The 20,379-nt window shown below is 65.3% G+C and carries 14 protein-coding genes and 2 pseudogenes; 6 read left to right on the top strand and 10 right to left on the bottom strand.

The window, feature by feature from the left end; all coding sequences use genetic code 11:
- Window positions 1–34: 34 nt before the first annotated feature.
- Both ACVMDN_RS35525 and ACVMDN_RS35520 read right to left on the bottom strand, forming a co-directional pair.
- Window positions 35–976: a metallophosphoesterase gene (locus ACVMDN_RS35525; RefSeq protein ID WP_076827103.1), complete on the bottom strand. Its 942-nt coding sequence runs from the start codon at window positions 974–976 to the stop codon at window positions 35–37.
- Window positions 977–1,058: 82 nt separating this feature from the next.
- Entirely contained in the window at window positions 1,059–2,807 is a 1,749-nt protein-coding gene (locus tag ACVMDN_RS35520) for a flavin-containing monooxygenase (protein WP_076834849.1), read from the bottom strand.
- Between the two features lie 211 nt (window positions 2,808–3,018).
- Between ACVMDN_RS35520 and ACVMDN_RS35515 the strand changes: the two genes are divergently transcribed.
- Entirely contained in the window at window positions 3,019–3,966 is a 948-nt protein-coding gene (locus ACVMDN_RS35515) for a DUF1186 domain-containing protein (protein ID WP_076834851.1), read from the top strand.
- Between the two features lie 67 nt (window positions 3,967–4,033).
- On the opposite strand, the pseudogene recQ reads toward ACVMDN_RS35515, so the two are convergent.
- Window positions 4,034–5,903: pseudogene (recQ, locus tag ACVMDN_RS35510) on the bottom strand (DNA helicase RecQ).
- Between the two features lie 132 nt (window positions 5,904–6,035).
- Between recQ and ACVMDN_RS35505 the strand changes: the two are divergent.
- The 3 genes from ACVMDN_RS35505 to ACVMDN_RS35495 are packed head-to-tail and all read left to right on the top strand — an operon-like array spanning window position 6,036 to window position 10,089.
- The gene (locus ACVMDN_RS35505; protein ID WP_076834853.1) at window positions 6,036–7,379 is read left to right on the top strand and encodes a cytochrome c; all 1,344 of its coding nucleotides are present in this window, start codon (window positions 6,036–6,038) and stop codon (window positions 7,377–7,379) included.
- Window positions 7,376–7,867 carry a (2Fe-2S)-binding protein gene (locus ACVMDN_RS35500; RefSeq protein WP_076834854.1) on the top strand — a complete coding sequence of 164 codons (492 nt, stop codon included), beginning with the start codon at window positions 7,376–7,378 and terminating at the stop codon, window positions 7,865–7,867. Before ACVMDN_RS35505 ends, ACVMDN_RS35500 begins: the two co-directional genes overlap by 4 nt.
- Window positions 7,864–10,089, top strand: coding sequence for a xanthine dehydrogenase family protein molybdopterin-binding subunit (locus ACVMDN_RS35495; protein WP_076834855.1), 2,226 nt, complete (start codon window positions 7,864–7,866; stop codon window positions 10,087–10,089). Before ACVMDN_RS35500 ends, ACVMDN_RS35495 begins: the two co-directional genes overlap by 4 nt.
- A gap of 444 nt (window positions 10,090–10,533) precedes the next feature.
- Here the strand turns inward: ACVMDN_RS35495 and ACVMDN_RS35490 are convergent.
- Window positions 10,534–11,316 (bottom strand): annotated as a pseudogene (locus ACVMDN_RS35490) (T6SS phospholipase effector Tle1-like catalytic domain-containing protein); the annotation flags it as partial.
- 464 nt (window positions 11,317–11,780) lie between these two features.
- On the opposite strand from ACVMDN_RS35490, the gene ACVMDN_RS35485 reads away from it, so the two are divergent.
- Entirely contained in the window at window positions 11,781–12,308 is a 528-nt protein-coding gene (locus ACVMDN_RS35485; RefSeq protein WP_210262845.1) for a hypothetical protein, read from the top strand.
- Between the two features lie 14 nt (window positions 12,309–12,322).
- Here ACVMDN_RS35485 and ACVMDN_RS35480 read toward each other — a convergent pair whose 3' ends face one another.
- The 4 genes from ACVMDN_RS35480 to ACVMDN_RS35465 all read right to left on the bottom strand — a co-directional run bounded on the left by ACVMDN_RS35480 (window position 12,323) and on the right by ACVMDN_RS35465 (window position 16,072).
- The gene (locus ACVMDN_RS35480; RefSeq protein ID WP_057021191.1) at window positions 12,323–13,699 is read right to left on the bottom strand and encodes a vWA domain-containing protein; all 1,377 of its coding nucleotides are present in this window, start codon (window positions 13,697–13,699) and stop codon (window positions 12,323–12,325) included.
- 6 nt (window positions 13,700–13,705) lie between these two features.
- Complete coding sequence (locus ACVMDN_RS35475) at window positions 13,706–14,653, bottom strand: AAA family ATPase (protein ID WP_456834682.1); 948 nt, start codon at window positions 14,651–14,653, stop codon at window positions 13,706–13,708.
- Window positions 14,654–14,953: 300 nt separating this feature from the next.
- The gene (locus ACVMDN_RS35470; RefSeq protein WP_307720420.1) at window positions 14,954–15,133 is read right to left on the bottom strand and encodes a hypothetical protein; all 180 of its coding nucleotides are present in this window, start codon (window positions 15,131–15,133) and stop codon (window positions 14,954–14,956) included.
- Window positions 15,134–15,439: 306 nt separating this feature from the next.
- A complete protein-coding gene (locus ACVMDN_RS35465) occupies window positions 15,440–16,072 on the bottom strand; it encodes an HAD-IA family hydrolase (RefSeq protein WP_076834858.1) in 633 nt (210 codons plus the stop codon).
- A 134-nt stretch (window positions 16,073–16,206) separates the two neighbouring features.
- Between ACVMDN_RS35465 and ACVMDN_RS35460 the strand changes: the two genes are divergently transcribed.
- Complete coding sequence (locus tag ACVMDN_RS35460; protein WP_057021193.1) at window positions 16,207–16,968, top strand: S1 family peptidase; 762 nt, start codon at window positions 16,207–16,209, stop codon at window positions 16,966–16,968.
- 296 nt (window positions 16,969–17,264) lie between these two features.
- Here ACVMDN_RS35460 and ACVMDN_RS35455 read toward each other — a convergent pair whose 3' ends face one another.
- Together ACVMDN_RS35455 and ACVMDN_RS35450 are read right to left on the bottom strand one after the other, a co-directional pair.
- The gene (locus tag ACVMDN_RS35455) at window positions 17,265–19,487 is read right to left on the bottom strand and encodes an acetate--CoA ligase family protein (RefSeq protein WP_076834859.1); all 2,223 of its coding nucleotides are present in this window, start codon (window positions 19,485–19,487) and stop codon (window positions 17,265–17,267) included.
- A 170-nt stretch (window positions 19,488–19,657) separates the two neighbouring features.
- Complete coding sequence (locus ACVMDN_RS35450) at window positions 19,658–20,248, bottom strand: class GN sortase (protein ID WP_076834860.1); 591 nt, start codon at window positions 20,246–20,248, stop codon at window positions 19,658–19,660.
- Window positions 20,249–20,379: the final 131 nt, after the last annotated feature.

Below are 20,379 nucleotides of genomic sequence, written 5' to 3'. Positions count from 1 at the left end.
CAATGGGCGCCTGCGACGTACGAGCGGAGTATGCTCAACCGAGCCGCCGCAGCGTATGCACCGTGATCTCGGCCGGGCAGTTCAGCCGCACCGGCGCGAGGCTGGTGCCGGCGCCGGCCGATGTGTAGCCGGCAAGTTCACCGAACCGCCATACGCCTCGGCCCATCCGGCGCGGCAGCCGCGCCTCGAGCTTGATCGCGATGCCGCCGGGCAGGCAGAGCTGGCCGCCATGGGTATGGCCGCTCAGCATCAGGTCGAAGCCGGCTGCCGCCGCCGCGCGGTAGGATTCCGGCGTATGTGCCAGCAGGATCGAGAATGCATCGCGCGGGATCGCCGTGGCAGCCCTTGCAATGTCGTCGGTGCGGTAGAAGTGCGCGTCGTCGATCCCGGCGAGGTGGATCGTCGCGCCATCGCGCGTGATCGACTCCTGCTCATTGAACAGCATCCTGATGCCCATCGCCTCCAGCGCCGGCGTCATGCGGATGCTGTCATGATTGCCGAGGATGCCGTAGAGCGGCAGCTTGATCCGCGCGCACAGATCCCGCATCAACGCGAGGCTCGTTTCAAACGGCCCATACGTCTTGCCGCGGTAGTCGCCCGTGAGAACGCAGATATCGCAGGCGATATCGCTCACGATGTCCATCAGATGCCGCATCGCGCGTTGGCTGATGTCGGCGTGGAGATCGCTGAGCTGAAGCATGGCGAAGCCGTCGAAGGCCGCCGGCAGGCGCGCCGACGTCACCAGATTGTGCCGCACTTCGACCCTATCGGCATTACGCCGCGCGCGGCCGTGCAGGCCGGTCACCTTGAGCGCGGTCTCGATGATCCGCGGCGCCAGTTTCCAGTTCTCGACGTTGAACAGCAGCGTGCCCTGGCCGAACACCTGCTTCTCATGCGCGGCCTCGATCCCAAGCCGGCGCACGACGTGATCCGCGCCGATCCGCTCGACCAGTCCCTGCAATGCCGTGTCGGCCATCGTCCCCCGTGCGCTCCGCGATGCCAAGCGCGGACCGGCGCGACACTATCATGCGCAATCCCGGCGGGGATACCGCCGGCACTCAGACCACGGGAACCCGCTTCGCGGCGACCGCGGCCGGCGAGATCACCTCGATGTCGAGCGGTACCTGCCAGCGCTCGGTGAAGCGCACCTGCGGCGGTGCATTGCCGTTGCGCCCACCCTGCAGCACGAAGCCGTCGTAACCCGAGTTCATCACCTCATTGCACTTCTGCACATAGATCGGGAAGCCGCCGATATAGGGCATGAACACGCGGGGACGGCCCGGGATGTTGGCGCCGACATACCAGGAACTGCAGGTCGAGCGCAGCGAAACCGTTGATACGTCGTTGACATGGGTGACCCAGGCGTCCTCGTCGTCGCGGACCGCCTCGATCGTGCCGGCGCCGATGTCGCGCATATGACTGATGCAATCCGCCAGCCAATCGACATGCTGCTCGATCGCCTGGATCATGCTGGCGAGCACCGACGGGCTGCCGGGCCCGGTGATCATGAACAGGTTCGGAAAGCCCTCGGAGGCAAGGCCGAGATAGGCACGCGGGCCCGCCCGCCATTTCTCGGCCAGCGTCTGCCCGCCGCGGCCGGTGATCGCGATCTTGTCGAACGAGCCGGTCATGGCGGCAAAGCCGGTGGCGGAGACGATCGCGTCGAACTTGTATTCGGTGCCGTCGACGACAATGCCTTCCGTCGTGAAGCGATCGATCGGCGTCGTCGACACGTCGACCAGCTTCACATGCGGCAGATTGTAGGTCTCGAAATAATTGGTATCGACGCAGAGCCGCTTGCAGCCGAACACGTTTCGCGGGCACAGCAATTCGGCGGTGGCGGGATCCTTGACGATGCCGCGGATCTTCTCGCGCGCGAAATCGGCGATGGTGTCGTTGGCGGCCTTCTCGAACAGGAGATCGCCGAACGCGCCGAGGAAGGGCAGGCCGCCGCGCTGCCACGCTTCTTCGTATTGCTGCTCGCGCTCCCGCTCGCTCGCCTGCAAGGCGGGCTGGGCGTTGAACTGGAAATAGAAGCCGGTCGGGCGCGCACGGGCCTTGGCGCGCAGCTCCGGATAATGCGCCTTCGCTTCCCTCAGATATTCCGCCGACAGCCGCTCGTTCCACGCCGGCACCGACCAGGTCGCGGTGCGCTGAAACACCGTGAGCTCGGAGGCCTGCTGCGCGATGATCGGGATCGACTGGATCGCCGACGAGCCGGTGCCGATCACGCCGACGCGCAGGCCGCTGAAGTCGACACCCTCATGCGGCCATTCGCCGGTGTGATAGATCGGCCCGCGGAAATCCGCCATGCCCGGGAAAGCCGGCCGGTTCGGCGCCGACAGGCAGCCGACCGCCATGATGCAGAACTTTGCGGTAACCCTGTCGCCGCGGTCGGTCTCGATCAGCCAGGTGCCTGCCTGCTCGTCGAAGGTCGCCGCGGTGACGCGGGTGTCGAACACGATCTGGCTGCGCAGATCGAAGCGATCGGCGACGTGATTGGCGTAAGCGAGAATTTCGGGCTGCGGAGAATATTTCTCCGACCAGCTCCAGTCCTGATCGAGTTCCTCGGAGAACGAGAACGAATATTGCAGGCTCTCGACGTCGCAACGCGCGCCGGGATAGCGATTCCAGTACCAGGTGCCGCCGACGCCGCCGCCGGCCTCATAGACCCGCGCGGTGAAGCCGAGTCCGCGCAGCCGATGCAGCATGTACATGCCGGCGAACCCAGCGCCGATCACCACGGCATCGAACGTTCCGGTCTCGGCAGGGCGCACAGTTTTGCGCGCGGTGCTCTCCTGAGCCATGGGCCGTCTCTTCCCTATATCGTTATGTCTTGTCCGCGCCTCGTTGGACGCGGTAGGCAAAGATTAGGGCGAGGGCGGCGCGGCCCGCAAGCAAGCGTATTGCCGTCCAGCGAATAGCTCCTATGCTGTCTCTGGGAGAGGATGAGGGTAAGCGGTGATCGGGTAGTTGTTCTGTCGTGACCGTTCATCTGCCGGCAAAGATCGAGGTCCCATGAAGAAGGAAGAAGTAGAAGCTATCTTCGAGCGGGGCGATTTGGGGCCGATCGAAGACTATCTTGAGGCCGTCGCGACCGAGAAACAATTGCCTGCGGCCGCAGTCGGAATGTGCCTGATCAGAATGGAAGAAGCGGCCCCCGCGCTGCGCGCCATCGTCGCCCGGGCAGGGAACGGCGAGGAACTGTCCGACGATGAGGCCAGGCTGCTGTTCCGAGGTGTCTACATCCTCGGTGGAGCTCGTGACACGGATGTTTGCCGCGACCTGCTGCGACTGCTGCGCAGACCCGAAAGCGAACTTGATGACCTGTTGGGTGACTGCCTGACCGAAAGCATGGCGCGCATTGTCGCGGGTGTCTTTGACGGGGATGTCGACACCTTGTTGAGTCTGGTCGTGGATCAGTCCGTCGATCAATTTGCGCGCGAGCAGGTTCTCGCCGCGGCCACCTTCCTCACATGGAATGGGATGATCGGGCGGGAGCGCATGCAGCGCCTGCTCAAAGCATTCCACGAGCAAAACCTGGCGGATGACGAGAACCATGCCTGGTACGCGTGGCAGCAGGCAATTGCCCTCCTGGGGTTGCGCGAGCTGGCGCCCTTGGCGTATCGCGCTTTCGATGACGGGCGTATACCCGATTGGATGACAGAACGCCGCGAGTTCGACGAAATGCTCGTCGATGCCGAGCAGCGACCCGAGGAAATCGCACGATTCGAGGAAGTTGGCCTCGGCTATATCAAGGATGCGGTCCAGGAAATGGAAGGGACCGACTACGGCTACAACGAGACCTTCGACGATCTGGATGCCCCCTTTGGCGACGATCTCGATACATTGTGGAGCCACACCGAACCCGTGAGGAATCCCTTGCGCCATGTCGGGCGCAACGACCCATGCCCGTGCGGCAGCGGCAAGAAATACAAGAAATGCTGTCTCGCTGACCAGCGTTGAGCTGCGGCTCCCTCGGTCTCAGCGCCGGCCAAAGCGACTGTCGTCGCTTCGGCGTAGAGAGGACCGGTCACGCTCCTGTCGTCTTCACGATCCGGATCAGCTCGTCGCCGTAGTGCTCGAGCTTCTTGTCGCCGATCCCTGCGATGTTTGCGCAGCTCGCTGAGCGTGTCCGGCCGCATCGCGGCGATGCCGTCGATGGTGGAATCGTGCAGCACGACATAGGCCGGCACGCCGCGCTGGCGCGCGACATCCGAGCGCCAGGCGCGCAACGCCGCATGCAACGCGGGATTTGCGGCGCCACCCGGGCTGTCGGCCGCGGGCACAAGCTCGCCGCGGCGCGACTTGCCGCGGACCGCGCGGTTGCGCGCGCCCTCCGGCTGCTCACGCAGCATCACCGCGGTCTCGCCCTTCAGCACGCCGCGGGCGCTGTCGGTCAGAACAAGCGCGCCGAAGGCATCGCTGTCGGCGCGCAGATGGCCCATCGCCACCAGCTGGCGCAGCACCGCGCGCCATTGCTTCTCGTTGAGCTCGCGGCCGATGCCGAACACCGACAGCTGGTCGTGGTTGAACTGCTTGACCCGTTCGGTCAGCCGCCCGACCAGCACGTCGATCAGGTGCATGGCGCCGAAACGTTGGCCGGTGCGGTAGACGCAGGACAGCAGCTTTTGTGCAAGCACCTTGCCGTCGCGGACGCGCGGCGGCGTCAGGCAGTTGTCGCAATTGCCGCAGCTATCCTCCGCGCGGGTCTCGCCGAAATAGCCGAGCAAGCGCTGCCGGCGGCAATGCACCGTTTCAGCCAGCGCAACCAGCGCGTCGAGCTTGCCGACCGAGACGCGCTTGAAGGCGTCGGAGCCGGTCGATTCATCGATCATGCGGCGCTGCTGCACGATGTCGGACAGGCCGTAGGCCATCCATGCCGCCGACGGCTTGCCGTCGCGGCCGGCACGCCCGGTCTCCTGGTAGTAGGCTTCGATGCTCTTCGGCAGATCGAGATGCGCGACGAAGCGCACATCGGGCTTGTCGATCCCCATGCCGAAGGCGATCGTGGCGACGATCACGAGCCCGTCCTCGTTGAGGAAGCGGTCCTGGTGCCGGGCGCGCACGCCGGCATCGAGCCCGGCATGATAGGGCAGTGCCGGAATGCCGGCCTCGCTGAGCGCCGCCGCGACGTCCTCGACCTTGGCGCGGGACAGGCAATAGACCACGCCGGCGTCGCCGGCATGCCGCTCCTTGATGAAATTCTTCAGCTGCGTGGTCGCATTCTGCTTGTCGACGATCTCGTAGCGGATATTGGGCCGGTCGAAGCTCGCGACGAATTGCGGCGCGTCGGTAAGCTGCAGCCGCTCGGCGATCTCCCTTCGGGTCAGCGCGTCCGCGGTCGCGGTCAGCGCGATGCGCGGCACCTTGGGGAAGCGCTCGGCGAGTGCGGACAGGCCGATATATTCCGGGCGGAAGTCATGGCCCCATTGCGAGACGCAATGCGCCTCGTCGATCGCAAACAGCGCGATCTGCGCCTGGCCGAGCAGATTGAGGCAGCGCGGCGTCAGCAGCCGCTCCGGCGCCACATAGAGCAGGTCGAGATCGCCGGCGAGCAGCCGCCGCTCGACCTCGGAGGCTTCCTCATAGGACAGCGTCGAGTTCAGCACCGCGGCGTTGACGCCGGCTTCAGTGAGGCCCGCGACCTGGTCGCGCATCAGCGCAATCAAAGGTGATACCACGATGCCGCAGCCGTCGCGCAGCAGCGACGGCAATTGGTAGCACAGCGACTTGCCGCCGCCGGTCGGCATCAGCACCAGGCAATTGCCGCCATCGGTGACGTGACGGATGATGTTTTCCTGCGCGCCGCGGAAGCCCGACAGGCCGAACACGGAACTGAGCACGGACAGCGCATCGCGAGACGGGGCGGAGGCGCGATCGAGGGCGGGCTGGGCGGTCATGATCCCTTGCGCGATCCCTTTGGGATTTTCCAGGATTCCTTGAGGTCAACAGGCGGTGATCGAGGTCTTCTGGCCGAACGATACCGGAATGAAAGGTGTTAATACACGTCCCAACAACAAACTCAATTCAGCATGACTGGTCAGCTGCGGATCATCACAGGCATTGCCGCGATCGTGCTGGTCGCGGGCGCGGCGGCAGCCTTTGCCGTCGCCTGGCGGCCGCAGATTGCCGCGATTGCGCCGCCGCGGGCCGATACCTTCGACCCTGATGTGGTCAAACGCGGCCGCGAACTCGCCGCGATCGGCAATTGCAACACCTGCCACACCGTGCAGGGCGGCGCGACTTATGCCGGCGGGCTCCCGGTTCCAACGCCGTTCGGCATCGTCTTCTCATCCAACATCACGCCGGATGCCGAAACCGGCATCGGGCGCTGGCCGGAGGAGGCGTTCGTCCGCGCGATGCGCTCGGGCGTGGCGCGCGATGGCCAGCATCTCTACCCGACCTTTCCTTATGACCATTTCACCAACGTCTCGGATGCGGACGACCGGGCACTGTATGCGTTCCTGATGACGCGGCAGCCGGTCCACGCGTCGCCGCCGGCGAATCAGCTTTCGTTCCCGCTCAACTATCGACCGCTGATTGCAGGGTGGAAGCTGCTGTATCTGCGCAGCGGCGATGCCCCTCAGGACTCGGCGAAGGGCGCGGAATGGAACCGCGGCGCCTATCTGGTGGAGGGGCTCGCGCATTGCGGCGCCTGCCACACGCCGCGCAACGCGCTCGGCGCCGAGCGGCTGAATGCGCAGTTCGCCGGCGGCGAGGTCGACAATTGGCACGCCTACGCGCTGAACGACACCTCGCACGCCCCGGTGCGGTGGACCGCCGACGCGCTCTACGCCTATTTGCGCCACGGCTGGCAGGCCGATCATGGCACCGCGCGCGGGCCGATGGCTGAAGTGGTCGGCAATCTGGCGACGGTGCCCGACAGCGACGTGCGGGCCATCGCCGTGTACATGGCCGATATCTCGGGCACGCCGGCGCCGGATCGCAAGCGGCCGGCCGACGTCGTCGCACAATCGTCTTCCGATGATGCGGCACAGACCCATGCGGCCGGCGCGGCGATCTATGCCGCGGCGTGCGGCTCCTGTCATGAGGGTAGCCGGACGCTGCCCTATGGCGGCGTCAATCTCGCGCTCAGCACGGCGATCGCAAGCCCCGACCCGCGCAATCTCCTCAATATCGTGCTGTCGGGCGTCGGCGCCGTCGAAGGCGAGCGCAGCCCGATCATGCCGGGCTTCGCCAGCAGCATCGATGATACGCAGATGGTCGCGCTCACGGCCTATCTGCGCGAACGGTTCGGCAAGCGGCCGGCGTGGGCCAATCTCGACAAGGCGGTGCGCGATGCGCGGGCGGTGCAGGCCACGTCGCTTGCGGCGCGCGACACGCCAGCGGAATCCAGACAGCGAGGCAAGCCATGATGACATTGAAGGTCAATGGCAGGGATCATCAGGTCGATGCGGAGCCGGATACGCCGTTGCTCTATGTGCTGCGCAATGATCTGGCGCTCAATGCCGCCAAGTTCGGCTGCGGGCTCGGGCAATGTGGCTCCTGCACGGTGATCGTCGACGGCAAGGCGGTGCTGTCCTGCGTCACGCCGCTGGTCCTGGTCGAGGGCAAGCAGGTGACGACGCTCGAAGGGCTCGGCACCGTGGCCGCGCCGGCGCCGATCCAGCGCGCCTTCATGGAGGAGCAGGCGGCGCAGTGTGGCTACTGCATCGCCGGGATGATGATGCGCGCGCAGGCGCTGCTGATGCGCAACCCGAAGCCATCGGATGCGCAGATCCGCGCCGAGCTGGAGCCCAATCTCTGCCGCTGCGGCACCCATATGCGCATCCTGCGCGCGGTGCACCGCGCCGCCAGGTTGATGGATACGGCCGACGCCGCAAGCGACAGGAGCGTCCGATGACCGCGCCGGTAATTCTCGATCGCCGCAGCGTGCTGGCCGGCGGCGGTGCGCTGATTGTCAGCTTCTCGCTGCGCCATGCGGTGGCGCAGGAGCAGAAGGCTGCGCAGGGCCCGGCGTTGCCGGGCAGCCTGGCCAAAACGCCCAATCTGGATTCCTGGATCCGTATCGATGCCAATGGCCAGGTCACGGCCTTCACGGGCAAGGCCGAACTCGGCCAGGGATTCCGCACCGCGTTCCAGCAGATTGCGGCCGAGCAGCTCGATATTCCCTTCGATGCGCTGAAGGTGATCACCGCCGACACCAAACTCACGGCGAACGAGGGCTACACGTCCGGCAGTCATTCGATGCAGGACAGCGGCACGGCGATCCTGCATGCCGCGGCGCAGGCGCGCATGTTGCTGGTGGCCGAGGCGGCAAAGCGTTTCGGCTTGCCGCCCGACGGCTTGCGAACCGAGAATGCGGCCGTCATCGCTCCCGATGGCCGGCGTCTGGGCTATGGCGAGCTTGTCGCCGCGGACATGTTGCACGTCCAGGCGCAACCGACATCGAGCCTGAAGGATCCGGCGAGCTTCAAGGTGATGGGCCAGCCGGTGCCACGCGTCGATATTCCGGCCAAGGTCACGGGCGGCGCCGCCTATGTGCAGGACATGCGGCTTCCCGGCATGGTGCATGCGCGCGTGGTGCGCCCGCCGAGCTACGGCGCGCAGCTCGTGGAATGCGACACGGCCGCGATCGAGAAAATGCCCGGCGTGATTCAAATCGTGCGCGACGGCAACTTCCTGGCCGTGGTGGCGGAGAAGGAATTTTCGGCGGTCAAGGCCATGCACGCGCTGGCCGCCGCGGCGAAGTGGCGGGAGAGCGCGAAACTGCCGAACCAGCACGATCTGGCCAACGTGCTGACCACGCTGCCCTCTCAGGATTTCGCGATCTTGCAGCGTAGCGATCCCACGGTGAGCGGCGCGCGGTCGCTCGAAGCGACCTATGCGCGGCCTTACCAGTCGCACGGCTCGATCGGGCCGTCCTGCGCGGTCGCGCAATTCGTCGACGGCGCGATAACGGTGTGGACGCACACGCAGGGCGTCTATCCCGACCGGCAGGCGATCGCCGAGATGCTCGGCATGACGCCCGCCAGCGTCCGCCTGATCCATGTCGAAGGCTCCGGCTGTTACGGCCACAATGGCGCCGACGATGCCGCGGCCGACGCCGCGCTGATCGCCCGGGTGCTGCCAGGGCGCCCAATTCGGGTGCAGTGGATGCGCGAGCAGGAGCACGGCTGGGAGCCGTATGGTCCGGCGATGGTGACAAAATTGAGCGCGTCACTCACGGCCGACGGCAAGATCGCCGACTGGAATTTCGCGGTGTGGAGCAACACCCATTCGATGCGGCCGGGCGGCGCCGGCGCGCTGCTTGCGGCCCAGCACATGGCGCGATCATTCGCGGTGCCCGCACCAAAGCCGTTGCCGTTGCCGGAAGGTGGCGGCGATCGCAACGCGATTCCGATCTACAATTTTCCGAACGCGCATGTGATGCATCACTTCATCCCCGCGATGCCGCTGCGGATCTCCGCGATGCGCGCGCTCGGCGCCTATCACAACGTGTTCTCGACCGAGAGCTTCATGGATGAACTGGCCGCTCTCGCCGGCGCCGATCCGGTCGAGTTTCGGCTCAGGCATCTCGACGATCAGCGGGGCCGCGCGGTGGTCGAGAAGGCCGCGGAGGAATTCGGCTGGACGCGCGGACAGCAGCCGCCGCGAAATCGCGGCTACGGCTTCGCTTTCGCGCGCTACAAGAATCTCGCCGCCTATTGCGCCATTGCATCCGAGGTCGAGGTCGATCGCGAAACCGGGCGGGCCCGGCTGGTGCGCGCGGTCGCCGCCGTCGACGCCGGCCAGGTCGTCAATCCGGACGGCATCACCAACCAGATCGAGGGCGCGATCGTGCAGTCGACCAGCTGGACGCTCTATGAAAGCGTCACCTTCGACGAGACAAGGATCACCAGCATCGACTGGCAGACCTACCCGATCCTGCGCTTCAATGCGGTGCCCGACAGTATCGCCGTCCACATCATCAACCGCCCCGGCCAGCCGTTCCTCGGCAGCGGCGAGACCGGGCAGGGCCCGGCCGCCGCCTCGCTCGCCAATGCCATCGCGCATGCAACCGGCAAGCGGCTGCGCGAGCTGCCGCTCAGCCGCAAACGGATCAAGGACGCGATCGACGCGTAATGCGGTCAAGCCGTTGCAGCGGGGGGGAGCCGGGGGCGGCGTCATCGGCTCGACGTTGTAGGTCATCGGCATATTGATCGGCTTGTAGGCCGGATCCTTCTCCATGCGCTCCAACACCGAGGCATGGATGGTCGCGCCGTCCGCAATCGGCCGCGGCTCGCCGCGCGGCAGATAGAAGCCGAGGAAGGATTTCCGCTCCGACCATTCCTTCCATTTGTCGCTCTTCGGAATCCATTCCAGGATTTCCCAGGCGGCGGTCAGCGAATTGTGCAGCGGAGCGGTCGCGCTCGGCGGCACATATTCGTGCTTGTGCGGCGGCAACGGCATCCCCCAGGCGAGATGATCGATCAGCGCCTGATCCATGTGCAGCCCGGCTGCCTTGGCCTGCTCGAGCATCCAGATCAGCGGAAACTTCGACGGCCCGCTCTGGTCTTCCGGATAGCCGCCGCCGACGTCGGAGTGCACGCCGGCAAACCAGACCTGGCGGATGTCCTGCTCCAACTCCGTTGCCGGATCGAATGGATCCGAGCGAAATTTCTGCGGCTCGATCCAGCGATTGAGTCGGAACATGCGCCTGCGCTCGTCGATCGAGATCGCCTGGCGGAACCGTTTGACGCTGGAATTGGTGCGGGTGAACAGCAGCGTCTGCAAGTCGAACAGGAAATTGTCCTGTCGCGGCACGATGATCGAGGCCACGGTGTCCCAGACCCCGACGAACTCGATATCGATGTTGCGGCCGCCGGCAATCTGGCTGAAATGCCAGGCCTCCTTCAACGGAGCATAGTCGAACGAGCCGTCGGACTTCTGGGCGTCGGAGCTGGCTTTCTTGTAGGTGCCGAAGGCGTAGCTCGCGAGGTCGAGCTGGTCGACGGGCAGCAGGCCCATCACATGGACGAAGGCCGCGAGCACGCGCACCGTGTAGGCACCGCGGCTGAAGCCGAACATCCAGACCCGGTCACCGGGCTCCCAGGTTCGGCACAGGAACAGGTAGGCGCCGAGCGTGTCCTGGTCGAGACCGGCGCCGAAGGCCAGCCCGAACAAGCCGCGCATCTGCTGCTTGAAGCGGCCCCAGGCGTTTTGCAGGCCGATGGTGCCGAGGCCGGGATGATAGTAGATTCGCTGCCGGTCATTCTTGTCGGCGACGCGGAACAGCTTCAGCACGTTGGAAATATTGTCACCGATCTCGTTGCCGGTGCCGTCGCAGCAAATCACAATATCCTTCGGCATCCGTTGCCCTCGCGGCCGCCGTGAAAATTCGCAGCCTCTATGTACGGCAGAATGCGGTGAAAATTCAATCTCCAATTGAAGACGGTTCTGTGGCGGCGGCGTGACCGCCGGTGGTGCCGGGTAGCGAAGCGCGATGCGCGCCGGCGTTGCCTGCCGTTGGCTTTCGAATTCAATCTCGCCACAGCCGGCCAAAGCTGCGCCAAGGACGGCATCGCTTCAGCTCGCCGATGCCCGGCCGTGACGGAGTGTCCGTGAGAGACCCAATTGCGTTCGCGATGCTTTGGGCCAGCCGCCAATGGCGCTCTCAAAATTCAATTGCAACACTTCGGAAAAGATGGAAATCTGCTCGTCGATCATTGCTATATGCGTCGACATTTTCTCCCTTTCAGGGACTCCGCGGTGCACGCGATCATCTTTCCTGCGGCTTCCCGCAGCTTCCTCAGCAGCAACAGGAACAGGTCGGCATGAGCCCTCAAGCTCTCGTGACGGCCATTCTCTTGGGACTTGTGGTGGTGGCGTTCGGGCTGTTCTGGTGGGTCGGCAGCTATTCCGATCGCGTGTTCGCAAGCAGGTTCCGCACCCGCTTTCCGGAGAAGACGCTGAGCTACACCGGCGACCAGCTCGGCGAGCTGGTGCAGTCCGATCTGCGGATGAAATATGTCTTTCCGATCCTGTTTCCGCTCGACCTGATCGTCATGCTGGCGCTGGCGGGTGCGATGGGGGCGGCGTCATCGCACTGGCTCAGCCGGATCTACCCGTCCGCTGCGTGGCTCGGCCTGGTCGTGCCGGCGGTGTACCTGCTCAGCGACCTGATCGAGGATTGTCTCCTGGTATGGCTGCTGCTGCACGGCGACCCGCATGCGGCGGCGCGGTCTGTCTCGATCCTGAAGGCGATCACGACGATCAAGCTGGTCGGCATCTTCGCCTCGATCGCTCTGACATTGGCTGCGTTCGTCGGGTGGCTGTTCCACGGCGAGTCGCTTGCCATCTAAGTGCGGCGGGCGGCCTATTGATAGGTCGCGACGATATCCGACACGGCACGCTCGAGCTGCTGCGCGGTCGCGCACTGCCGCAACACGCTGCAGAAGGTCGCGTAGCGCGGCATCTCGGAATCGCCAAAACCCCAGACCATGCGGCCCTCGGGATTGAGCCAGACCAGCCGTTTGGAGCGCTCGCCGATCCGGCGCAGGATGTCGGCGCGCGGATCGAGGTTGTTGCTGCGGGCGTCGCCGAGCACGATCACCGTGGTCTGCGGCGTGATCGCGCTCATCCAATTGTCCTCGAAATCGGCGAAGGAATTGCCATAATCGGATGAGCCGAAGCCGACCTTGGACATGATCTCCTTCATCGCCTCTTCCGGCGATTTCGATTCCAGGATGTCGCTGACCTCGATCAGGTGGCCCGAGAAGGCGAACGAGCGGACGTCGTCCACCACTTCGTGCAGGCTGTGGATCAGGAGCAGGAAGAAGTCCGAGACGCGGGCGACCGAGCCCGAGACGTCGCATAGCGCGACGATCTTCGGCCGGTCGCGATGCTTGCGCTTCCACGCTGTGAGGAAGGGGACGCCGCCCCAGGCTGCGTTGCGGCGTAGCGTGCGGCGGACGTCGAGATGACCGCGGCGCTGGCGCTTGCGCGGCTTGGAATAGCGCTCGCGCAGCCGGCGCGCGATCTGGCGGATCAGCGCGCGCATCTGCTCGACCTGCCGCGGCTCGATCCGCGCCAGCGGCGCGTTGCGCAGGATCTCGTTGCGCAGATTCTCCGCTTCCTCGCGCCCGTAGAGCAGCAGGGCCTGCGAGACCGCATCGCGAACGGTGCCGCGCAAGCCGTTGAGCGCCTCCTGCAGCCGTTCGGCGAGCGCGGGATTGCGCGTGGTCTGGTCGTCGATGTCGTCGCGCAGGCGCTGGATCCCCATCGCATCGAGGATGCGGGTCTGGAAGATGCCGCGCTGGGTGAAGTAGCGGATATCCGGCAGCGAGGCGGCGCCGGAGGCGTTGGCGATCGCGCTCGATATCGCGGAGCGATCCTGCGACAGCAGCATCTGCGCCAGCGGCCCGACGTTCTCGCTGGCGGCGCCGCCCGACGCATCGCCATGCTCGTCGGCCGATGGGTTGGCACCGGATTCGCTGCCGTCGTCGGTCTTGCTCTGCTCGGCGTTCTCCTGCTGCGGCTCGGGCTGGCTGAAGAACAGGTCGAAGCATTCGCCGAGCGCGCGCTTCTCGTCCTGGGTCTTGGCCAGCGTCAGCAGGAAGGTGTCGCGCAGGATGTCGCGATCGGCAAAGCCGACCTGGGCGACCGCCCGCATCGCATCGATGCTTTCGGCGGGCGAGACCCGGACCCCGGCTCCCCGCGCCGCACGAAAGAAGCGATGCAGGTTCTCGCGCATCTTGGTTTAGCTGAACACGCCCTGGCGCGACGCCTTGGCGATGAAGGACGAAATCTGCGGTGTCGCGGCCTCGATATCGGCCTCGTATTTCAGGAGCACGTTGAGCGTGTCCTTGACGATCTCGTGGTCGAGCTCGCTGGCCTGCAGCAGCACCAGCACGCGCGCCCAGTCGATCGCCTCGCTGACCGAGGGCAGCTTCTTCAGGTCGAGCGAGCGGATCTCGTGGATGAAGCCGACCATCTGCTTGCGCAGCGTCTGCGAGATGCCGGGCACCCGGCTCTCGACGATGCGCTCCTCCAGCTTCTGTTCGGGGAAGCCAATGTGCAGATGCAGACAACGCCGCTTCAAGGCATCGCCAAGATCGCGCTCGCTGTTCGAGGTCAGGATCACGGTCGGCGGCGCCACTGCGGAGACGGTCCCGAGCTCGGGGATCGTGACCTGGAAGTCCGAGAGGATTTCCAGCAGCAGCGATTCGAATTCGGCATCCGACTTGTCGATCTCGTCGATCAGGAGCACGCAGCCGGCCGGCTGCTCCAGCGCCTGCAACAGCGGCCGCGGCTCGACGAACTCCTTGGAGAAGAACACATCGCCGAAGGTGTGGAGCTGGTCGAGCGCAGCCGCCAGCGACTGCGCGCCGCCGAGCACCTCGCCGAGCTTGTCCTTCAGGATCTGGGTGTAGAGCAGCTGCTTGGCGTATTTCCACTCATACAGCGCCTTGGCCTCGTCGAGGCCCTCATAGCATTGCAGGCGGATCATCTTCATGCCGCGCCATGCGGCGATCGCCTTCGCCAGCTCGGTCTTGCCGACGCCGGCAGGGCCCTCGACCAGGATCGGCTTCTCGATCTGCTGCGACAGATAGACCGCGGTCGCGATCTGCCGGCTCGCAATATAGCCTTGCGCGGCGAGGCCGCTTTCCACGGCCTTGATCGAGGCGGTGGGCCTGGTGTCAGCCACGAGGATCAGCTCCGAATTTGCCTTGAACTCGGACCTGTTCTGCGCCCGTTGCGGACAAAGCACAAGGCTCGTTTGGCCCGCATAGCGCATGGTTCCGGGTATTTCCGCCAAACGCAATACGGGCTACGCTTGTTAGCGTGTAGTTCGAACCTCCCCTTGAAAAGAGGAGGTCGCTTTGCTCGCCAGAGCAAAGCGGGTGGGGATCTACTCTCTCCATCAACGCCGGCGTCTGCGGCTGACCCCCATCCCGACCTTCCCCCTTTCAGGGGGAAGGAGAAGAATCTCGTAGCCCGGCTACCGTCAACCCGCGCAGCTCTTCACGAAATCCTTGCGCTGCGGGCCCGTGATCTTTTGGTCGATGGCCTGCTTCAGGCAGTCGAGCCGCGCCTGCGCCATGCAGAGCTGCATCTGGTCGTGCCGCTCCTGACCCTTCAGCGCCTTCGCCGCGCTCTGGCAGGCCGCGCGCTTCGCGCCGGGCACGGGCGCCGCCGTCGACGCGCTCTGTTGCGCGGGAGCTGCCACCGGCGCTGTTGTGGGGGCTGGTGTTTGTCTGCGCGAGCGCTGCGACCGGGATCAGCAGCGAACCAGCGGAGACAAGGGCGACGACAAGACGTTTCATGGGAAGTGCCTCCGCGAGGCATGATCCGGAGAAGTGGACGTCGGTTTTCCGGAACGTCATGCTCAGAGCAGGAAAGGGGTCACGATGCGATCGCGCCGTGACCCGAGGGGAGGCCGACAATTAGAAGCCGCCGCGTGAATGCGGCATGAACAGGCGCGTAGCCCGCTTCACCTCAGCGTGAGGCCGGTCGCGGCTTCAAGCTCGCCGATCGCCTGCGCGGCATTCGCGACCTTGATCGTGGTCATGCCCATCTCGCGCGCCGGCTTCAAATTGACGCCGAGATCGTCGAGATAGACGCAGTTCTTCGGGTTCACCTGCAGCGTCTCCACCATCATCTGGTAGATCCGTGGGTCGGGCTTGCGCAGGCCGATCTTCGCGGACTCGATGACGTGATCGAACAGCGCCATCACCTCGGCGACGTAGAGCGTGCGTCCGCCGCGGCTGCCGATCGCGTTCGCCGGCAGGTTGTTGGTGATGCAGCCGGTCTTGAATTTCGCCTTGATGCGCTTCAGCGCCTCGACCATCTCGGGGCGCAGGTCGCCCGAGAGCAGCGGCAGCACGTCCTTGCCGCGCACCTCGGCGCCGAGCGCCTTCGATTCCGTGGCGAACAGCGCGTCGAACGCGTCGATATCGATCTCGGCGCGCTCGAACTTGGCCCAGGCGTTCTCGAGATGATTGGCGGCGTTGGTGCGGCGGATGATGTCGATCGGCAGGCCGCGCTCGGTCTCATAGCGCGCGAACGCCTCGAACGGCGAGGTGGTCAACACGCCGCCGAAATCCCAGATCACTGCCTCGATCATGCTTTCCTGCCCAATGATGCGTTGCTTGAGGAGCGGCTAACACGGATCGCAGACCGGGACCAGCCCGATCCGGCGCTTGTTCGATGCTCGTTCGGTGCTTGGCGACCCGCGCGGAGCGGGCTATTGCTTCGCCGATGAAGACATCCCGCCTGATCCTCGCCGTTCTCGTGTCGCTGGTCTGCCCTCCGGCTTTCGCCATCGTCGGCGGCGGCGCGCCGTCGACGGATGGCGTTGCGCGCTCCGTCGTCACGATCGTTGGCTCGCGCGGCAATTTCTGCACCGGTGCGCTGATCGCGCCGAAGGTCGTGCTGACCGCGGCGCATTGCGTGCAGCCCGGTGCCGATTACAAGATTGTCGAATATGGCGCGGACAGGCAGCCGAAGCTACAGGACGTCAGGACGGTTGCGATCCATCCCGGCTTTCGGATGCAGGCGATGACCAATCATGTCGCGACCGCCGATGTCGCGCTGCTGCAGCTCGCGGCGCCGGCCGCAGGCAAGGCGCCGGCCGCGCTCGGCATGCCAAACATTCCGATCCAGGTCGGCGGCCGCTTCACCATCGCGGGCGTCGGCGTCACCGTGCGTGGTGACGGCAAGAGCGGCGGCGCCACCCGCGTCGCCGGCCTGATCGCGAGCGGCAAGCCCGGCACGTTGCAGATCCGTCTCGTCGATCCGGTCGGGCAGGGCGTGCGCGACGGGCTCGGGGCCTGCACCGGCGATTCCGGCGCGCCGGTGTTCGAGGACAAGCAGGGCGGTCCCGCAATCGTCGGCGTGGTGAGTTGGTCGACGGGACCGAACGGCGCCGCCGGCTGCGGCGGCATCACCGGCGTGACGCCGCTGACACTCTATCGCGACTGGGTGATGCAGACCGCGCGGCAATGGGGCGCGAGCTTTTAGAGCGTTTTCGAGCGAAGTGGATACCGGTTCGCGTGAAGAAAACGCGTCAAAACAAGAATCTAGAGCCCCGTTCCGATTCCATCGGAACGGGAAAAGCTCTAGCGCGCGGTGGCGGTCGAAGCGCTGACGGGCTCAGAGTTCCGTCATCCCCGCGCAAAGGCTTCGCCTTTGTCGCTGGAGGAGCCGCGAAGCGGCGTCTCGAAGGATCGACGGCCACCAGCCGGGCCGTGCATCCTTCGAGGCTCGCTCCGCTCGCACCTCAGGATGACGGGGAAGGAAAAAGCGAGTATCGAACCCTAATGCCCCGCGGCCTTGTTCGCGGCGGCGTTGTTCAGCACGATCAGGCCGTCGACGGCGACGCCGAGCTTGCTGTTGATCAGGAACGGGTTGACGTCGATCGAGGCAATGCGGCCATTGGCGTCGGCCATCAGGTTGGAGAGCCCGACCAGCGCCTTCACTGCCGACGGCTCGTGCAGCGCGGGCTTGCCGCGATAGCCCTTCATCTTGACCCCGGCCTTGGTCCTGGCGATCAGCTCCTTCGCCTCGGCGGCGTCGAGCGGCGCGCCGGCGAGCGCGACGTCCTTCATCAGCTCGATATCGACGCCGCCGGTGCCGAACAGCGCGACGGGGCCCATCTCGGCGTCGAGCGAGGCGCCGACCACGAGCTCGAGGTCGGCCTTGACCTGTTGCGCGATCAGGATGCCCTCGAGTTTCGGCTTGCCCTTCAGCTTCTTCACTCGCGCGGTGATGTCGTTGAAGGCTTTCTTCACCTCGGCCGCATTGGCGAGATTCAGCACCACGCCGCCGATATCGGATTTGTGCAGGATGTCGGGGCTGACCACCTTGGCGACCACCGGGAAGCCGATCTGCTTGGCGATCTTCACGGCCTCGGCCGCGGTCTGCGCAACCTCTTCCTTTGAGATCGGGATGCCGTAGGCCTTGAGCAGCTTCTTCGAGGCGACCTCGTCGAGCGCGGCGGCGCCGTTGGCGGCCTTCAGCGTCTTCTCCAGCACCGCGCGCGCCGATGCCTTCGAGCTCGACGCGATATCGGGCACCTCCTTGCGCAGGCCGGCATATTCGATCAGCGATTTGATCGCGCCGACCGCGCGGTCGAGGCCCTGCATGACCGCGATATCGGGCAGCGATTTGCGCAGCCCCTTGGTAAATTCGGTGAAGCCGATCGACATCGCGCTGATATAGATCACCGGCTTGTTGGCCCGGCCCGCCATCTCGTTGACGATGCGCAGATTGCGCTCGCGCAGCTCGTGCGGCGCCTTCGGCAGCTCGGCATCGATGATGACGATATCGGTGTCGGGATCGTCGATCATGATCTTGATCGACTTCATGTAGACGGAGGGATCGACCACCGCGGCAAAGCCAGCGTCGAGCGGATTGCCGACAATGCTGCCGGGGCCGAGCATCTTCGCCAGCTGCTCCGATGCGTTCGGGCTCAGCGGCGCGAAGTTCAGCCCGGCGGAATAGAACGCGTCGATCAGGAGGCCGCGCTTGCCGCCCGACAGCGACACCGCCGCGAGGCGATTGCCCTTCGGCGGATCGGCATGCACGAAGCACTCGGTGGTTTCGATCAGTTCATCCAGCCCACGCACCCGGATCACGCCTTCGCGGGTCGAGATCGCATCGAAGGTCTCGATCGAGCCGGCGAGCGCGCCGGTATGCGCCATCGCCGCCGCGCGGCCGCCTTCGGAGGCGCCGAGCTTGAGCGCGATCACCGGCTTGCCGGCGGCGCGCGCGGCCTTGCAGGCATCGCGGAATACCTTCGTGTTCCTGACGCCTTCGAGATAGACCACGATGACACGGATGCTCGGATCGGCGGCGAAATAGCTCATCAGGTCCGGGGTCTCGAGGCCGGATTCATTGCCAGTCGTGACCATGTAGCCGACGCCGACCCCACGATCCTCCAGCGCCTGGCGGATCGCCATCACGATCGCGCCGGATTGGCCGGCGATCGCCACCGCGCCCTGCTCCATGGTGACGATGCGGTCGTCGATATTGGTGAACAGGTTCTCGCCGGCGCTGAGATTGCCGAGGCAATTCGGACCGGTGACCGCAAGCCCGGTCTCCTTGATCGCCTGCTTCAGCTCGACCGCAAGCCGCTGGCTTTCCTCATCCTGCAGCTCGCTGAAGCCCGAGGTGACGATGGTCGCCGAGCGTGCGCCGGCCGCGGCCGCATCGCGGATCACCTGCACGGCAAACCGGGCCGGCACCAGCACCAGCACATGGTCGGGTTTTTCGGGAAGGCTAGCGAAGTCCTTGTAGCAGGTTACGCCCCAGATCGCTTCGCGCTTGGCGTTGATCGGATAGAGGCCGCCGGCATATCCGTATTTGACCAGATTGTTCCAGATCCGTTCGGCGTAATTGCCGGGCTTGTCGGTGGCACCGACCAGCACGATGTTGCGCGGATGCAGCATCGCGTGGATGCTCTTGACGATATCACTGGCGTCAGCGGGCGGCGCCCATTCGTGGGACACATGAGACGCGGTGCTTGCGAAAGCTTCCATGGAGCCTGCCCTTATCCTTGTTGTCTTTGTTTCCTCTGGCCACGGCGGATCACCGTGAGGCGCGCGATTTTTCATTGTTTTTATGGCGAGGGAAAGGGGGTAGCAACTCATGCCGGCGCAGGTCAGGGCACCGCGCGCAATATCCCGGCAGGCGCAAAATTGATTGCGTATCAGGAACCCGATCCGCGCGGGCGCGAATCCGTTTCGACCAAAGTCGCGTGCAACAGATAACGCTCGGGCCCCGATGTCAGCGCATCGAACGGCCAGCAGGTCGACAGCACCAGTTCACGACGGTCGGTGAGCGGATCGATCCCCGATTGATCGAAGCGGACCACCGAACTGCGATCGGCCCGATAGCGAAACGTCTTGCCGTCGCTTCGCGTGACGTCGATCTCGTCACCGATTGTGACATCCCTCAGAAAGCGAAAATGCGTGTCGCGGTGAGCGGAATAGACCGCGACGCCCCGCTCGCCGGCATCGACTGTCTGTTCGACATGGCCGGGGCCGAACGCCAGCGCCTGGCCGCTGCTGCCGGCAAGCACGATCGCGGAGGCGTGCAGACGCTTCACCTCGATCCGCGCCACTGGCCAGGTATCGGCCCAGCTCCACGGCCTCACCGGCTGGCCGGTCGCGATGCTTTGTGTGAAGGCGCGCTCCAGCAGCACCTGTGCGAGCAGCGCCTTGGCGTGGATATAGGCGCCCTGGCCGAACAGGATCAGGCCGATGAGGGCGAAGGCGAGGGATGGGATGAAGCGGGGCATTGTTGCGCCTGTTGCTGTCATTCCGGGATGGTCCGAAGGACCAGACCCGGAATCTCGAGATTCTCAGGCGCGCAAGCGCGCACCATAGTTCGATGCTGCGCGTCGCCCCGGAATGACATTGCGGGTTGGAA

The sequence above is a fragment of the Bradyrhizobium sp. USDA 4510 genome (genome assembly GCF_054059095.1).
Note: the sequence above shows the minus strand (reverse complement) of the source record. Positions and strands in the feature narration are given on the sequence as shown.

Bases quoted from the DNA above. Each gene is read 5' to 3' on its own strand.
- ACVMDN_RS35525 (WP_076827103.1), bottom strand. From the start codon at position 976: ATGGCCGACACGGCATTGCAGGGACTGGTCGAGCGGATCGGCGCGGAT.
- ACVMDN_RS35520 (WP_076834849.1), bottom strand. From the start codon at position 2,807: ATGGCTCAGGAGAGCACCGCGCGCAAAACTGTGCGCCCTGCCGAGACC.
- ACVMDN_RS35515 (WP_076834851.1), top strand. From the start codon at position 3,019: ATGAAGAAGGAAGAAGTAGAAGCTATCTTCGAGCGGGGCGATTTGGGG.
- ACVMDN_RS35505 (WP_076834853.1), top strand. From the start codon at position 6,036: ATGACTGGTCAGCTGCGGATCATCACAGGCATTGCCGCGATCGTGCTG.
- ACVMDN_RS35500 (WP_076834854.1), top strand. From the start codon at position 7,376: ATGATGACATTGAAGGTCAATGGCAGGGATCATCAGGTCGATGCGGAG.
- ACVMDN_RS35495 (WP_076834855.1), top strand. From the start codon at position 7,864: ATGACCGCGCCGGTAATTCTCGATCGCCGCAGCGTGCTGGCCGGCGGC.
- ACVMDN_RS35485 (WP_210262845.1), top strand. From the start codon at position 11,781: ATGAGCCCTCAAGCTCTCGTGACGGCCATTCTCTTGGGACTTGTGGTG.
- ACVMDN_RS35480 (WP_057021191.1), bottom strand. From the start codon at position 13,699: ATGCGCGAGAACCTGCATCGCTTCTTTCGTGCGGCGCGGGGAGCCGGG.
- ACVMDN_RS35465 (WP_076834858.1), bottom strand. From the start codon at position 16,072: ATGATCGAGGCAGTGATCTGGGATTTCGGCGGCGTGTTGACCACCTCG.
- ACVMDN_RS35460 (WP_057021193.1), top strand. From the start codon at position 16,207: ATGAAGACATCCCGCCTGATCCTCGCCGTTCTCGTGTCGCTGGTCTGC.
- ACVMDN_RS35455 (WP_076834859.1), bottom strand. From the start codon at position 19,487: ATGGAAGCTTTCGCAAGCACCGCGTCTCATGTGTCCCACGAATGGGCG.
- ACVMDN_RS35450 (WP_076834860.1), bottom strand. From the start codon at position 20,248: ATGCCCCGCTTCATCCCATCCCTCGCCTTCGCCCTCATCGGCCTGATC.